The following is a 15554-nucleotide window of genomic DNA, read 5'->3' on the forward strand; positions in this document are numbered from 1 at the left end:
TGCGCTAAGCACAGTTAAAACAACAATGGGGACACGTCATGCGGTCGGAATTCAAACTTGACTTAAGCTTGCCTATCTAAGGAGAATGACGCGTTTGCAAAAATGTTTTAGAAGCGGGGGACGCTTTAGGTATGACATTAAGAATCGAGATCGATGATCTGGCCAAACATTTTGGCGCGATAAAAGCCGTTGACGGCGTGTCATTTTCAGTGGCTAAAGGCGAAGTGCTGGGTTTTCTGGGCCCGAACGGTGCCGGCAAATCGACCACTATGAAAATGATTACCGGGTTTTTAACACCAACCAGAGGCACGGTGCGGGTATGTGGCTATGATGTGCTGCGGGATCCGATAGCGGTGAAAGCGCATCTGGGTTATCTGCCTGAAGGGGCGCCGGCTTATGCGGATATGACCCCGGACAGTTTTCTTAAATTTATCGCGGATATCCGCGGCTTGAGCGGGGCCGATAAAAAACGGGCGGTGGAATCGGCTGCGGAAAGAGCCCGTATTCTTAATGTGATGTTTCAGCCTATTGAAACCTTATCTAAAGGCTACAAACGCCGGGTAGGTCTGGCGCAGGCGATTTTGCATAATCCGCCGGTGTTGATTCTGGATGAGCCTACCGATGGCCTGGATCCGAACCAGAAACATGAAGTCCGCACCCTGATCAACGAAATGGCAGAAGACAAGGCCATTATTATCTCCACCCATATTCTTGAAGAAGTGCATGCCCTGTGTAACCGCAATGTGGTGATTGCCAACGGCAAAATCCGTTTCGATGGCACGCCGCAGGAGCTGGAGTCGAAATCACGTTATTACAATGCGGTCTGCGTCAACGTTGCCAATATCGAACAGCAGGCTTTCCAGAGTTTCCTCATTTCGCTGGAGTTTGTTGCAGAAGTTGAACAACTCAACGGTAATGCCGGCTTCCGGGTTTATCCGCAAAACGGCCGTCAGATCACGGCTGAATTATCGGAAAAAATTCGTGCAAACGGTTGGGATATTGATGCCCTGCATGCTGAGAGCGGTCGTCTGGATGAAGTCTTCCGCACCATCACAACGCCAACTACAGGTACAAGCAACTGATGAATATGCAAAATATCTGGTTCATTATGAGACGTGAGTTCAGTGGCTATTTTGTGACGCCGGTGGCTTACGTATTTATCATCATTTTTTTGTTGTTGACCGGCTTTTCCACGTTTTATGTGGGCCACTTTTTCGAGCGTGGCGAAGCCGATTTGTATCCTTTCTTTTCTCTGCACCCGTGGCTGTATATCTTGCTGATACCGGCCATTTCGATGCGGCTGTGGGCTGAGGAGCGTAAAAGCGGCTCGATTGAGTTGCTGATGACCTTGCCGGTGTCGGTATTTGAAGCGGTGCTGGGCAAGTTTCTCGCAGCCTGGGCTTTTACCGGCCTGGCTTTAATGCTCAACTTCCCGCTATGGATCACGGTGAATTATCTGGGCAATCCTGATAACGGTGTGATCATAACCAGTTTCCTCGGTAGTCTGCTGATGGCCGGTGGCTTTCTGGCGATTGGCTCATGCATCTCTGCCATTACCAAAAATCAGGTGATCGCCTTTGTCTTAAGTCTGATTATCAGTCTGGTATTTGTCCTTAGCGGTTATGGCATCGTTATCGACTTTTTCAGTGGCTGGGCACCGCAAACACTGGTTGAAACGGTCAGTTCGTTCAGCTTCCTGACACATTTTGATGCGATTACCAAAGGGGTCATTGATTTGCGTGACATGATGTATTTCATCTCACTGATCGCCATCTGGCTGTTTGCCAATGCGCTGATCGTCAATGCCCGCAAGGCCGACTAGGAGAAAATGGCGACGATGAATAAACAACTACTATCGACAGCAGGTCTGATTCTGGCAGTGATTCTGTTTGTTGCTTTTAATATTGTGGTCAATGGCAATCTTAAATCTGCCCGGGTGGATTTAACCGAAGATTCGCTTTATACCCTGTCTGACGGCTCTATCAATGTATTGGAGTCGATGCAGGATCCCGTGACCTTACGTTTTTACTATTCGGATCAGGTAGCGCAGGCTTTACCGAGTCTGAAGGCCTATGCACAACGGGTTCAGGAATTGTTGCAGGAATACCAGCGTGCTTCCAACGGCATGATTCGTCTGTTTGTGATGAATCCGCAACCGTTTTCCGATAACGAACAACGTGCCAAACAATATGGTTTGCAATCAGTACCTATTGAGGGCGAAGCGGATCCGATGTTTTTCGGTCTGGCAGGTACCAACCTGCTGGATGGGGTGGAAACCATTCCGTTTTTCCAACCGGAAAAGGAAGATACGCTGGAATATGATCTGACCAAGCTGATTTACAAGCTGTCTAACCGTGACCGGAAAACAGTGGCCGTGATGAGTGCTTTGCCGATTGACGGTGAGCAATACGATCCGCTCAAAGGTGAAGTGGCCTCCCCCGATGGCGCCAAACCCTGGGCGATGATGGCCGAGTTGCGCCAGATGTTTGATGTCACTGTATTGCCAAAAGATGTTCGCCGTATTCCCTCCAGCATCGATGTGCTGATCGTGGTGCATCCGAAAGAATTTACTGACATGGCGATGTATGCCATCGATCAGTACGTGCTCAATGGTGGCAAGCTGGTGACTTTTGTTGATCCCTATGCTGAAGCGGATATTCCGGAAAAAGATCCGGATAATCCGATGGCGGCGATGATGGCATCACGCAGCTCCAATATGGATAAATTGTTTACGGCCTGGGGTATTGAGCGTGCCGGTGCTGACGTAGTGGCTGATCGCAAAACGGCGACTAAAGTCGACTTTGGTGCCCGCACCAATCATCAGCCTATCGATTATGTTTTGTGGCAGGGGCTGGATGAGGATAATCTCAACCGTGAACAGCGTATTACCGCTGCTCTGCGCAAAATCAATCTGGCGACACCCGGGCGTTTTATTACGCTGGATAATGCCACAACTACCGTCACACCGTTATTGTCATCCAGCAATGAATCGATGCTGGTGGACAAACGGGTTGTGCAATTCCGTAATGATCCAGTGGCCCTGCTGACCAAATATGCAGCCGGTACGATCAGTTATCCGATGGCAGTTCGTGTTGAGGGTGAGGTCACAACGGCTTTCCCTGACGGTGCTAAAAACCAAAGCGGCGAGCAGGTGAAAATGCCGGGCCATATCGATACTGCAAAACAGCCGATCGATGTGATTGCGGTTGCCGATGTCGATATGCTGGATGATCGTTTTTGGGTTCAGACTCAGGATTTTTATGGTCAACAGCTGGCATTCAGCACATCGAATAATATTGATTTTCTGATCAATTCGGTAGAGGACATGACAGGCAGTGAAGGTCTGATCAGTGTTCGTTCCCGTGCCGGCTTCTCCAGACCGTTCCATCGGGTGATTGCATTGCAACGTGAAGCGGAAAAACGCTATCGCACCAAAGAACGTGAATTGCAGAAAAAACTGAAAGAAACCCAGCAGCGCATTGCGCGCATGCAAGTAGAGCGCAGCGGCAGCGGTGAACAGATCCTGACAGCCGAACAGCAAAAAGAAATTGCGCAGTTCCGGTTGACGGCTAACAAAACCGAGCAGCAACTGCGCGAGGTTCAGTCCAATCTTCGTAAGGATATTGATCAGCTTGATACCCGGCTGAAATTCTTCAATATTGGTCTGGTGCCGATTCTGGTTGCGATGCTGGCCGTGTTCACCGGCTGGATGCGGATCCGTAAGCGTAACAAGGCACGCTCACAGCAGTAAACGGAAATACGAACCGCGTGACCCGACAATTAAGGTTGTAAAAGATGACAAAAAAACTAAACAGTCTGACTATTTTGTTCATTATCACGGTGGTGATGGTACTGCTGGCACTGGTAAGTATCTACCGTGCTGAAGACAGTACAGATGACTTTACCCTGTTGTTCCCGGATTTATATGAACAACTGAGCCAGGTAGATAATATCAAGTTCAACAGCAGTGAAGATGAATTCACGTTATACCGTGAAGGTGAAGACTGGTTTATTCGCGAATACTACAATTACCCGGCTAACTTTGATGACGTCAAACGCATGCTGATTGATATGTCAGAAGCGAAAATCCTGGAACGTAAAACCGCTAATCCTGATGAGCATGTTGTGCTGGGAGTTGAAGGAGCCGAACCGGAAGTGCCGGGTGGTGAATCACTGCAAGTGACCTTGCTGGATGACAATGAAGAGGTGGCTGGACTGATTGTGGGTAATCAGCGTGAAGTGACTTCTCTGACCGGCCCCAAACAATTTTACGTACGACGCACAGGAGAAGAGCGTGCCTGGCTGGCAGAAGGCTATTTGCAAATCAGCCCGGTGATGCTCAACTGGATTCAGGGGGAAGTCATCAACCTGGCACGCGAACGCATTGCCCGGGTAGAAATTATTCAGCCTGCTGGCGACAAGGCGGTGCTGGTTAATTTGGGTGAGAAAGACAAATTTGGTACACCGGAAAGCCGTGATAGAACGGTATTCAAATACGAGCAGCTTGGTTATGACATCGCCGGTGCTTTACATCAATTACGCATGGAGGAGGTCCAACCGGTAGCTGAATTCTCCCGTGGTGACGCTGAAGTGGTGACGGCCAGATTCTTTACTTTTGACGGCTTGGTGGTGACGGCTGAAACTTCATTCAACGACGGTTTCTATTATGCGACTTTCTCTGCAGAATATGATGCCTCAGCGGTCAAACAAGCACCAGAAGACATTCAGAAACTGGAGGTGCTGAAAACTGCGGAACAGGTACGGGCAGAGGTGGCAAAACTCAATGAGAAGCTGCAGCCCTGGGTTTACCGGGTCAGCGGTTTTGTCGGCACCAACCTGATGCGGGCGCGCGCCGATATGGTGACGGAACGTTCAAATGTGATTCCGATGCCGCCTGATATGACCGGCTTCGGTCCACGCTAATAAAAAAGGCTCCCTCGGGAGCCTTTTTTGATTCCGTAAAACAGGGGCGTCAGTCTGCGATCATCGCCTGCACTTCGGTGGCCAGTTCATCAGCAGAAAACTTGGGCAGAAATCTGTCGGCCCCGACTTTTTCGACCAGGCTTGAGTTAAATGTGCCGCTCATGGAGGTATGAAGTAAAACCCGCAAGTGTTTGAGTTGAGGATCCTTGCGGATCTCGGCGGTCAGTGTATAACCGTCCATTTCCGGCATTTCAATATCTGAAATCAGTAAGGCTACATGCTCAGCCACGTCAATGCCTTCAGCCGCCCAGGTTTTGAGTTGCTGCAGGGCTTCTTTACCGTCGCGCGTCACCGTTGTCTCCAGGCCGATTTGCTCCAGAGTACGTTTGATTTGATTGCGCGCCACGTTGGAATCATCGGCAACCAGAATATGTTTTCTCCGTTCCTGGTTCTGGTCACTGAAGTCACTCACAAGTTCGGAGGATACTTCACTGCTGATCCCCAATACCTCAGCCAGTACCTGTTCCACGTCAATAATCTGCACGATCTGATCATCGACTTTGGTAATGGCGGTCATATAATTGCGGGTGCCGGAAGCGGGCGGCGGCGGCAAGACTTCCGACCAGCTGATATTGATAATGCGATCCACGCCGCTGACCAGAAAGCCCTGAACCGAGCGGTTATATTCGGTCAAAATTACAAAACTGTTCTCTGTGTTGTCGACACCGCGTCGGCCTATGCCTTTGGATAAGTCAAAGAAACTGACAGCCTGACCCCGCACCGAGGCAACACCGCGAATCACGGGATGAGCATGTGGCATCTGGGTTAAAGCGGGACAGGGAATCGCTTCACGTACTTTGAAAACGTTAATGCCATATAGCTGTTGACCACCGAGTCGGAATAACAATAATTCCAGCCGGTTATTACCGGCGAGTTGGGTGCGTTGGTCGACGCCATCAATAATACTGCTGCTCATAATTACTCCTGTAAATATTCGTTCTGGCTATCGGCATAAAGGCTCATTACTTAAAATATTTCTCCAAGTTAATGGGCATGGACTTTGCAAAGCTTAAGCTGAATCTTATTATGAATAACGCCGCAGAGGTCAGTAGCCATGACAATTCGCTCTTTATTCTGTCTGGTCTGTGCCGTATTTTTGACACATGCCGTGCAGGCAGAGACATTACAACCCTTGGCACAGATTGAACAGGCCGCCTATATTCACGCCGTCAATGATGCCCAGGCCAGCTATGATAATCCGCAGATTATCGTTGAGCCGCTGGATAACCGGTTGCGGCTGCAAGCTTGTGAAACACCGCTGCAGGCATTTTCCAGCTCGGTCTCCAACACGCTGGGCAATCGGACTATCGGGGTGCGTTGTAATGCACCTGTTGAGTGGACGGTGTATGTGCCGGTCAAAGTGAAAGTGATGCGTGATGTGGTCGTTGCCGCGAGGCCACTGGCGGCTAACCAGCGGCTTGGCGCTACGGATATCAAACTAGAGCCGATGAATATCGGTGATTTGCGGCAGGGATATCTGCAGACAACGGAGCAGGTGCTGGGACAGCAGTTAAAATATCCGTTGGCAATGGGCATGGTATTGCCGCCGCGCAGCCTGAAAAGTGAAAAAATTGTGCGCCGCGGCGAACAGATTATTCTGGTCGCCAGTGCGGGATCAATGGAAGTACGTATGAATGGTACGGCGATGGAGGATGCCAGCATGGGCGAAAAGGTCAAAGTTAAAAACAGCTCATCACAACGAGTAGTGGAAGGGATAGTTTATGCCCGCGGAATTGTCAGAGTGACTATGTGATACAGGCTGAAAAAATTGATGAAAAGACTCAACTTTTTTACGAGTTGACCGATACACTGGTCACAAGCTGATTGGAGACAGGCACAATGTCTGAAATTAATAACATCAAACCACCTTTGCAGCCGGGCGTAAATCCGCCGCGCAATGTGGCCGAGCGCGGCAATCGCGCCGCAGAGGCAAAGCCGGTAACAGCGGCGCCTAATACTGAGCCGGATAAGGTCAGTCTGACCGATACTGCCACCCAGTTGCAGGCTTTGCAGCAAACAGTAGCCGACTTGCCGGAAGTCGACAAGTCGCGGGTTGACGCAATAAAAGCAGCCATCGAAAACGGTTCATATCAAATTGATAGCCAGGAGTTGGCACGAAAAATGATTGATTTTGAGGGTGATTTCTAACAAGGACATGCCTCATGTCGATGAACCCGATGCAACAACTGAGTTCAATTCTGCAAGCGGAGTTGAACATTTCTTCGCAATTGTCACAACTGCTGCAGCAAGAGCGCGAAGCGCTGAAAACGGCAGATCTCAACCTGATCCATCAGCTGACCCAGCAGAAACAACCGTTTATCGTGCAGCTGGAACAGCTTGGACGCCAGCGGGAGCAATTGCTTAAATCCGCCGGATTCCCAAACGGCAAGTCTGGGCTGGAAGCCTTTATTGCCAATCTGCCTCAGGCCGAGGCCTACAAACTCACCCCGTTACTGAGCAAGTTACGCACGGTGGCGCGCAGTTGCCGTGACGATAATCAAATCAACGGTGGTATTGTGAATGTGAATCGTCAATATCTGGTCAGAGCCCTGAGTATCCTGCGCGGACGCGACCCTGAAACCGGTGCCTACGGCCCCGGCGGCGAATATACCAGTCAGGTTGTCCGTCAGCCATTGATTGGACGGGTTTAACTACTGCCGACACCAGTCAGCCAGGACCTCAACCCAGGACGGGTGGTCGTTCATACAAGGTATCAGTGTCAAAGAATCGCCACCGGCTTTTTGAAACACTGCTTCACCACGTATGGCGATTTCTTCCAACGTTTCCAGACAATCGGTCACAAACGCCGGGCAAATCACCAAAACGTTCCTGACACCGTTAGCCGCCAATTCTGCCAGTTTATCTTCAGTATTGGGTCCCAGCCATTTGGCCCGCCCCAGGCGTGACTGGAATGCGACAGAGTAACGATTGCTGGCAAGCCCTGCCTGCATGGCAAAGCATTGGGTGGTACGCATGACCTGATGGCGGTAACAGGTCTTGTGAGCAGGGTGAGCAACCTGACAACAATGCTCCTGTTTCAGGCAATGCTGGCGACTTTTGTCGAGTTTGGTGATATGCGACTCGGGCAGACCGTGATAACTAAAAACGATATGGTCGTAATCCTGATCCAGGTAGGGTTGGGCGCTACGCACTAAAGCCTGAATATAATCCGGATTATCGTAAAACGGCTGGACGACACGCAGCAGTATATCCAGTTTGTGTTTTTTGATTACCCGTTTGGCTTCTGCGACCGATGTGGTGACGGTACTGTCAGCAAAATGTGGGTAGAGCGGAATAAATAAGACTTCGGAAATGTCTTTGTCCGCGGCCAGTTTTAACAATTGCTGTTCGATACTGGGGCTGCCATAACGCATGGCGATCTCCAGCGGCAGATCGATTCGCTGCTGCAGCGCGGATTTGAGCTTTTCCGATAATACGATCAAGGGAGAACCTTGTGGCATCCACACGCTGCGGTAGGCGTGTGCAGATGCTTTGGGGCGTGTTGGCAATACAAACAGGCTGACGATCAGTCTGCGCAGTAGCCATGGCAGCTGAACGACATACGGATCCATCAGAAATTGATTGAGGTAACGTCTTACCGGTTGCGTTTCGGGTTGGTCGGGAGAACCGAGATTGGCAAGTAATACAGCTCTTTTTGTCATGAATTTCCGTTCTTGTTATTGAAGTACATCACGCAGTGCAGTCGAAACATCAGTATATTGGAACTGAAAACCGCTTGCCTGTGCTTTTTGCGGGACGGCGCGCTGGCTGCCCAGCAATAATTCAGACATTTCTCCCAGCAGCAGTTTCAACATACAGGCCGGCACCGGTATTACAGCTGGTCTGTGCAGACTGGCTGCGAGTATGCGGGTGAATTCAGCATTGGTGACCGGCGCAGGTGCCGTGCCGTTAAACACACCTTTAGCATCCGGCTGTTTGCTCAGGAAAATAAACAGATTGGCAATATCCGTGAGATGTATCCAGGGTATGAACTGATTGCCCGCACTGATACGTCCGCCCAGTCCCAGCTTGAATGGCAGCAGCATGCGTTTCAGAAAACCGCCTTCAGCAGCCAGAACCAGTCCGGTACGTACGATGCAGACACGAATGCCCAGGGTTTTCGCTGCCAAAGCTGACTGTTCCCAGCGCTGACAAAGTTGGTGTGCATATTCATCTTTGAAGCCGCTGTCTTCAGTCAGCACAGCCTCTCCCTGATTCCCATACCAGCCTACCGCCGAGCCACTGATAAGACATTGCGGTTTTTCGGTACGCGAGCCGAGCCAGTTGACCATATTTTCCGTTAAATTGACACGGCTTTGTTCCAGCTCAGCTTTACGCCGGTCGCTCCAGCGGGCATCGGCTATCGGCGCCCCGGCCAGGTTGATCACGGCGTCAAGCTGTTCATGTTCCCCAATTTCATTGAGATCAGTTATCGCTATTGCGGCAGGACCGCATTGCCGATGTACTTTACTGCGGTTGCGACTGAGTACGATAACAGTGTGGCCTGCGGCCAGTAATTGTCTGCAAATAGCTGTGCCAATAAGACCGGTGCCGCCAGTAATCAGATAATTCATATCGGTTCCCTCTGCATATGATGAATTTATAGAACACAGTTGCTTATTAAAGTTTGCCCGATGTCACGGTCTGTTGATATTTCGTCTTCGCTTTGGTTGTGTTTTGGAAAAGTGTCCAGCAAGGCGCGAGGAATGTGATTTGCGAGATACAGCCTTGCATCCCGCCCCTTGCGGGGTTACGCTCAAAAACGTACCGGACGTTTTTGTGGTGATTTCAAATGAAGAGCAGCACTTTTCAAACACAATCCGCAAGGCCGGGACTATTTTTGCGCCCAGCATTGTTGTTAATCACTTATGTAGAATAACTACATTATGCTCTTTACGTCTTGCCGGACACAATGAGCCGCCAGCAGTGGTGAAGACGAAACGTCGATAGATCCTGAGATCCTGTCATTATCCAGAATAATTTATCCAGCTTATTTTGAGTGGTATGCCATGCGAATTAAAGTCGGAATCAGCAGTTGTCTACTGGGGCAGGAAGTCCGTTATGATGGCACGCACAAACATCTGCGTCTGGCGACGGACAGTCTGTCACGTTATTTCGATTTTGTGCCGGAATGTCCCGAAGTCGGTATCGGTATGAGTATTCCGCGTAAACCGATTCGGCTGATCGGTGACGTGGCGCAACCCCGGGCCGTGGCCGTGCATGATGAGCAAATCGAATATACCCGCGATTTGTCTGACTTCGGTCGCCGCAAAGCCATGGAGCACCACGATCTTTCTGGCTATATCTTTATGAGAAACTCACCTAGTTGCGGCTTGTTCCGGGTCAAGGTCTATCAGGACAACGGCTATCCGGCCCAAGCGCCGGGACGCGGTTTGTATGCAAAAGCCTTTACTGATTCGTATCCGCTATTACCGGTTGAAGAGTCGGGCAGACTCTGCGATCCATTGCTGCGGGAGAATTTTGTTACTCGCGTGTTTGCCTATGCCAACTGGCAGGCGCTGAAAAAAGAGGGGCTGACCTATCAGGGTATTCTGAATTTTCATGTCCGCTACAAATACTGTCTGATGGCGCATTCACCCTCCAGATACACGGAGCTCGGACAACTGCTGGCAGAAGCAGGCAAACATGATCCGGATGACTTGGGCGAACGTTATTTTGCTGCGCTGATGACAGTATTTAAGACTTTGGCCTCACGTAAAACCCATACCAATGTTTTGATGCATTTGCAGGGATATTTGAAAAAAGTCTTATCCAGCCGGGAAAAAGCCGAGTTGGCTCAGATTATCGAGCAATATCGTACTGCGCAGGTACCGCTTATCGTACCGGTCACGCTGCTGAAACATCATTTCAATAACCACCCGGATCCTTATATTGCTCAACAAGCTTATTTGCATCCCTATCCGGATGATTTGAGTTTGCGTAATACTATTTAGAACAAAATGATGTTTTTAGCTTTGTAAGCGGTACATTCCTGCACCACTTCTGCTTGCACTCGCCGATGCTGCGTTTGCTGATTTTGAGACCATTTCCGGTATAGCGACTGCCTGAAATGTTAAATCTGGGCTACACTCTGGGGACATGGCAATAATCAGGGATTGATGTGGATCTGAAGAAAGTCATTATCAGCAACCTTTTACTGACGGCGGCATATTACCTCAGCGGCAAGCTGATCGGTTTTCTGTCACTGCCACCGGTTGGGGCGACGCCGCTATGGGTGCCGGCAGGGATTGCTGTTGCCGCAGTTTTGATCTGGGGCTATCGCTTATTGCCGGGGGCTTTTCTGGGAGACTTGCTGATCGGGCTGGATATATTTGGCATCGGTAGTCTCCAGGCTGTCAGCATAGCCGTGGTGCTTGGCACGCAGTCAATGATGGTGGCCTTCTTTGCTCGCTGGCTTTTACTGCGTTATGGCATCTGGCCGTCATCTTTGGTTAGAGAGCGGCACATCATCAAGTTCTTTTTGTTGGCTGCTGTTGTTGCCCCTTTTCCTTCGGCTTTGTTGACTATTGGCGGGCAATTTCTGTTCGGCACCCTCGCCGCTTCCAGCACGATAAATGCTTTCCTTCTCTGGTGGATGGGCACGGCGATGGGTATTGTGATTTTTACCCCGGTGGTGCTGACCTTGTGTGCCAAACCCAGAGCTGTCTGGCAGGCACGCATTCTCACTGTCACTTTGCCGGTGATGCTGTTATTTGTGTTGTTGCTGGTGATACTGACCATTGCCCGTGACAAGGATAATGCCCTTAACCAGACCCGGTTTGAAGCCAATGTAAGCCTGATGAATTCCCTGATTGACAACGAACTGACTTATCAGCGGAGTTTGCTGCAATCCATGTCGGCCTATTTCCGCAACAGTGAGCAAGTCACCGAGCAGGAATTCGAGCATTATCTACAGGACTTTTCTGTACATCAGCACAATATTGAGACGGTCGTCTGGGTTGAACATATATCAGGCGATGAGCGCGACCTATTTGAACAAACGACAGGCAGCAAAGTTAAACAGTTCGATAAAACCAGTGGTGATTGGCAAACTGCGGCAGCCGGGGAGTCTTTTTTTGTCATCAAATACGCACAAAGTTTTGCTAATACAGGCAGCAATCCGGCGAGTATGAAAGGCGTTGACCTCTGCTCGGGGGGCAAATATCAATTATGCCGGTCTTTGTTAGGGGGCGGTGTTTCCTTGATCGATATGTCGCAGCTGATGCCTTATATCAAAGATGCGGATAAAAAATTTATTCATTTGCTGCCGGTAACAAGAATCAAGGACCAAAAGAGTGGTTTTGTGTTGTACGTCGTGCAATATGACCAGCTTTTCGAACAGCTTTATCGCTCTCAGTCTTATACCTGGGTCGAGTTTGCTGTGACCAATCTGAGCGATGGTGGATTGCTCTATGACAGTACCTCCCAACAAGAGCAGCAACGTCTCTATCGCCCGATCGTTTATAAGGCCTCACGCATTATCAGTCATGCTAATGGCCAGTGGCGGATCGATTATTATCCGTCACCTTTGTTTTTAACGACCTATTCCAGTTGGTCGTTTTACTGGATTGTGACGGCGGCGTTGTTTTTGTTCAGCTTCACCGGTATCTGGTTGATGACGATGACAGGCCGTTATGATCTGGTTGAACATGAAGTGACTGAAAAAACAAATAAGCTGAATAAGCATGCTGAACTTTTAGCCGTCAGTGAGAAAAAATATCGTCGCCTGGTGGAAAATATTCAGGATGAATATTTCTTATACAGCCATGATTATGATGGTTTTTTCCACTATGTCAGTCCTTCTGTTGAATCCATCCTGGGCTATTCACAGGACGAGTTTCTCAGTCATTACGCAACCTATATGCCGGATACCGAACTCAATCAAAAGGTTGAGGCTTATACTCAGCAGACCCTGTCCGGTAAAAAATCCAATTACGAGGTGGAAATTTTTAGTAAAGACGGCAAGTTGCATACACTGGCGGTTACAGAAATGCCGAGCTATAACGAATCCAGAGAAATCATTGGTGTGGAGGGCATTGCCCATGACATTACTGATATCAAAGCCTCGCGCCTGGAGCTGGAGAAACTGTCGCTGGCTGTAGAGCACAGCCCGAATGCTGTGATCATCATGGACAAGGACGGCAATATAGAATACGTCAATCCCAAATTCACGGCTATTACCGGCTACAGTAAGGAAGAAGCTATGGCTAAATGGCCGGATCTCATTAATTCAGGAATTAATGCGCCGAACATTTACCAGGAATTATGGGAAACCGTCAATGCCGGCCGTGAATGGTGCGGTGAATTGCAAAACCGGAAAAAGAACGGCGATTTGTACTGGGCCCAGGAATTGATTGCACCGATGCTCAATAAGGCGGGACAGGTCACCCATTTTGTTGCAACCCAGGTCGATATTACTGAAGCACGCAGGCTGAGCGAAAAAACATCTTACCAAGCCACCCACGATCAACTGACGGGGCTGATAAATCGTCAAGAGTTTGATTTACGTCTTGAGCGGGTGATTCAGACAGCCAAGCATAATCAGACTGAACATGCGCTGTGTTTTCTTGATCTGGACCAGTTCAAGGTCGTCAATGACACATGCGGGCATATTGCCGGTGATGAATTATTACGCCAAATCGGTGCTTTATTACTGAGTAATGTCCGTTCGCGCGATACGATTGCCCGTCTCGGCGGCGATGAGTTTGCGATTCTGATGGAACACTGTGCCATTGATCAGGCCTTTCATGCCTGTGAACAGATTCTGCAGTTGCTGCAAGACTTTCGTTTCCACTGGCAGGATTATACTTTTATCATTGGCGGGAGCATCGGTCTTGCCATCATTGATCAGTTTACGCAAAACAGTAATGATGCGCTGCGTAACGTTGATACGGCTTGCTATGCTGCTAAAGATGCAGGACGAAACCGGGTGGAAGTACATCGGGAGGACAGCGAACGGCTGCAGCAGCGTCGGGGTGAAATTCACTGGAGTGCTGAAATCAGTGAAGCTTTGGATAATGATCGTTTTCTGCTCTATGCTCAGCCGATAAAGCCATTACTCAATCCGGATTTGAATATCAGTTATGAAATACTGGTACGGATGCAGCGCCGTGATGGTGAAATCTCACCCCCCGGAGCATTCCTGCCTGCCGCGGAGCGTTATAACTCGATTACCCGAATCGATCGCTGGGTAATGACAAACACGCTGCGCTGGATTACCGAGCACGCGGACAAGCTTAATCATATCGCCACGATTTCCATTAATTTGTCCGGACTCACATTGGGCGATGAATCAATGCTGGACTTTATTATTCAGCAGTTGAACAAAACAGATATCCCGGCGGAAAAAATCAGTTTTGAAATTACTGAAACGGCGGCGATTGCCAATCTGCGTGCGGCGACCAATTTTATCGAGACGCTGAGGCGTTTCGGAACGCGTTTTGCGTTGGATGATTTTGGCAGCGGTCTGTCTTCTTTTGCCTACTTGAAAAAACTGCGGGTAGATTCACTGAAAATAGATGGCATGTTCGTTAAAGATATGCTGAATGACCCATTGGATTTTGAAATGGTGAAGTCAATCAACGAGATTGGGCATGTGATGGGGCTAAAAACCATTGCAGAGTTTGTAGAACAAGAGGAGATCCTCGAAAAACTGCGTGAGATCGGTGTGGACTTCGTCCAGGGTTATGCTATTGGAAAACCCGTTCCGATTGATGATATTCTCAGCAATTTAATGTAGTGGTCAGCAAACCATGAGCAGGGATGAACAAGTGATACTGAAGCATCAAGCTTCGTTACTTTATCAACAGGCACTCTTTTCAAATGCAACCGTTATCGGTGTCGCCATCTTGATGTACAGCCTGTTTGCTGATCATGCCCATGCCACATTACTGATGATATGGAGCTTCGCGATCAGTATTCTGGCTTGTTTGCGACTCGGACTATTGTATTGCTTTAAAACGCAATTTCATAAAGCGGCAATAAATCCCCTGACGTGGATTCGTGCATACGTCATTCTCACCTTGCTGGTGGGCGTGGTTTGGGGAAGTTCAAGTATTTTTTATGTTCTTATTGATGATATCCAGATCAATACCTTGTTTTATATCCTGATCAGTACGGTGGTGGCGGCAGCTGTCCCCGTTCTATCAGCCTGGTTTCCGGCATTTTTGGTCTATACGGTGCCTCAGGTTATTTTTTTGACGTCAATGTCGACTTATCAGATTCACACCACAGAAGCGCAAAACCTGGTGTATTTTCTGACCTTTGCCTTTATTGCCTATTTCTGTCTGATGTTGTCATTGGCAAAACGGGCCAATAGCAACATTGTTCAGGGTTTGCTGCTGCAGGAAAAAAATCAACACTTGCTTGATGAGCTTAATTTGGAGATGGCCCAGCGCGAAGCTCTGGTGCAGGAACGTACTCAAGAACTGGTCATTGCTAACCAGAAACTCAAATCAAGCCAGGGGCATATGCTCAAGTTGTCCCGGGCAGTAGAGTCCAGCCCCAATCCAATTTTGATCACTGATGCTCGCGGGTGCATTGAGTATGTCAATAAGAAGTGTGAACAAGTG

13 protein-coding genes are annotated in these 15554 nt (G+C 49.1%); 10 read left to right on the forward strand and 3 right to left on the reverse strand.

Annotation, left to right across the window (positions count from 1 at the left end; genetic code table 11):
- Window positions 1-131 precede the first annotated feature (131 nt).
- Genes OMP95_RS06390 through OMP95_RS06405 form a run of 4 tightly spaced genes read left to right on the forward strand, consistent with a single transcriptional unit; the run spans window position 132 to window position 4923 of the window.
- Window positions 132-1082: an ABC transporter ATP-binding protein gene (locus tag OMP95_RS06390; RefSeq protein WP_266327118.1), complete on the forward strand. Its 951-nt coding sequence runs from the start codon at window positions 132-134 to the stop codon at window positions 1080-1082.
- Complete coding sequence (locus tag OMP95_RS06395) at window positions 1082-1822, forward strand: ABC transporter permease subunit (protein WP_266327120.1); 741 nt, start codon at window positions 1082-1084, stop codon at window positions 1820-1822. The genes OMP95_RS06390 and OMP95_RS06395 overlap by 1 nt, the downstream gene beginning before the upstream one ends.
- Window positions 1823-1837: 15 nt before the next feature.
- Window positions 1838-3751: a GldG family protein gene (locus OMP95_RS06400; protein ID WP_266327122.1), complete on the forward strand. Its 1914-nt coding sequence runs from the start codon at window positions 1838-1840 to the stop codon at window positions 3749-3751.
- 44 nt (window positions 3752-3795) lie between these two features.
- Window positions 3796-4923 (forward strand): DUF4340 domain-containing protein, encoded by a 1128-nt coding sequence (locus OMP95_RS06405; RefSeq protein WP_266327124.1) that lies wholly within the window; start codon window positions 3796-3798, stop codon window positions 4921-4923.
- A gap of 49 nt (window positions 4924-4972) precedes the next feature.
- Here the strand turns inward: OMP95_RS06405 and OMP95_RS06410 are convergent, their stop codons facing one another.
- Complete coding sequence (locus tag OMP95_RS06410; protein ID WP_266327126.1) at window positions 4973-5899, reverse strand: chemotaxis protein CheV; 927 nt, start codon at window positions 5897-5899, stop codon at window positions 4973-4975.
- Between the two features lie 138 nt (window positions 5900-6037).
- Here OMP95_RS06410 and flgA point away from each other — a divergent pair, with 138 nt between their 5' ends.
- The 3 genes from flgA (at window position 6038) to OMP95_RS06425 (ending at window position 7634) form a co-directional block, all read left to right on the forward strand.
- Complete coding sequence (gene flgA / locus OMP95_RS06415) at window positions 6038-6736, forward strand: flagellar basal body P-ring formation chaperone FlgA (RefSeq protein ID WP_266327128.1); 699 nt, start codon at window positions 6038-6040, stop codon at window positions 6734-6736.
- 86 nt (window positions 6737-6822) lie between these two features.
- Entirely contained in the window at window positions 6823-7131 is a 309-nt protein-coding gene (flgM, locus tag OMP95_RS06420; protein ID WP_266327130.1) for a flagellar biosynthesis anti-sigma factor FlgM, read from the forward strand.
- A gap of 14 nt (window positions 7132-7145) precedes the next feature.
- Window positions 7146-7634, forward strand: coding sequence for a flagella synthesis protein FlgN (locus tag OMP95_RS06425; RefSeq protein WP_266327132.1), 489 nt, complete (start codon window positions 7146-7148; stop codon window positions 7632-7634).
- On the opposite strand, the gene hemH is transcribed toward OMP95_RS06425, so the two are convergent.
- Window positions 7635-8645 carry a ferrochelatase gene (gene hemH, locus OMP95_RS06430; protein ID WP_266327134.1) on the reverse strand — a complete coding sequence of 337 codons (1011 nt, stop codon included), beginning with the start codon at window positions 8643-8645 and terminating at the stop codon, window positions 7635-7637.
- Window positions 8646-8660: 15 nt separating this feature from the next.
- A complete protein-coding gene (locus OMP95_RS06435; protein WP_266327136.1) occupies window positions 8661-9557 on the reverse strand; it encodes a TIGR01777 family oxidoreductase in 897 nt (298 codons plus the stop codon).
- A gap of 435 nt (window positions 9558-9992) precedes the next feature.
- On the opposite strand from OMP95_RS06435, the gene OMP95_RS06440 reads away from it, so the two are divergent.
- From OMP95_RS06440 to OMP95_RS06450, 3 genes are all read left to right on the forward strand, one after another.
- Complete coding sequence (locus OMP95_RS06440) at window positions 9993-10937, forward strand: YbgA family protein (RefSeq protein ID WP_266327138.1); 945 nt, start codon at window positions 9993-9995, stop codon at window positions 10935-10937.
- A 167-nt stretch (window positions 10938-11104) separates the two neighbouring features.
- Complete coding sequence (locus OMP95_RS06445; RefSeq protein WP_266327140.1) at window positions 11105-14722, forward strand: EAL domain-containing protein; 3618 nt, start codon at window positions 11105-11107, stop codon at window positions 14720-14722.
- A gap of 31 nt (window positions 14723-14753) precedes the next feature.
- A partial coding sequence (locus tag OMP95_RS06450; RefSeq protein WP_416234634.1) for a PAS domain-containing protein occupies window positions 14754-15554 on the forward strand: 801 nt, incomplete at its 3' end.

The organism is Methylophaga sp. OBS4, from assembly GCF_026319305.1.
In the GTDB taxonomy this organism is placed as follows: domain Bacteria; phylum Pseudomonadota; class Gammaproteobacteria; order Nitrosococcales; family Methylophagaceae; genus Methylophaga.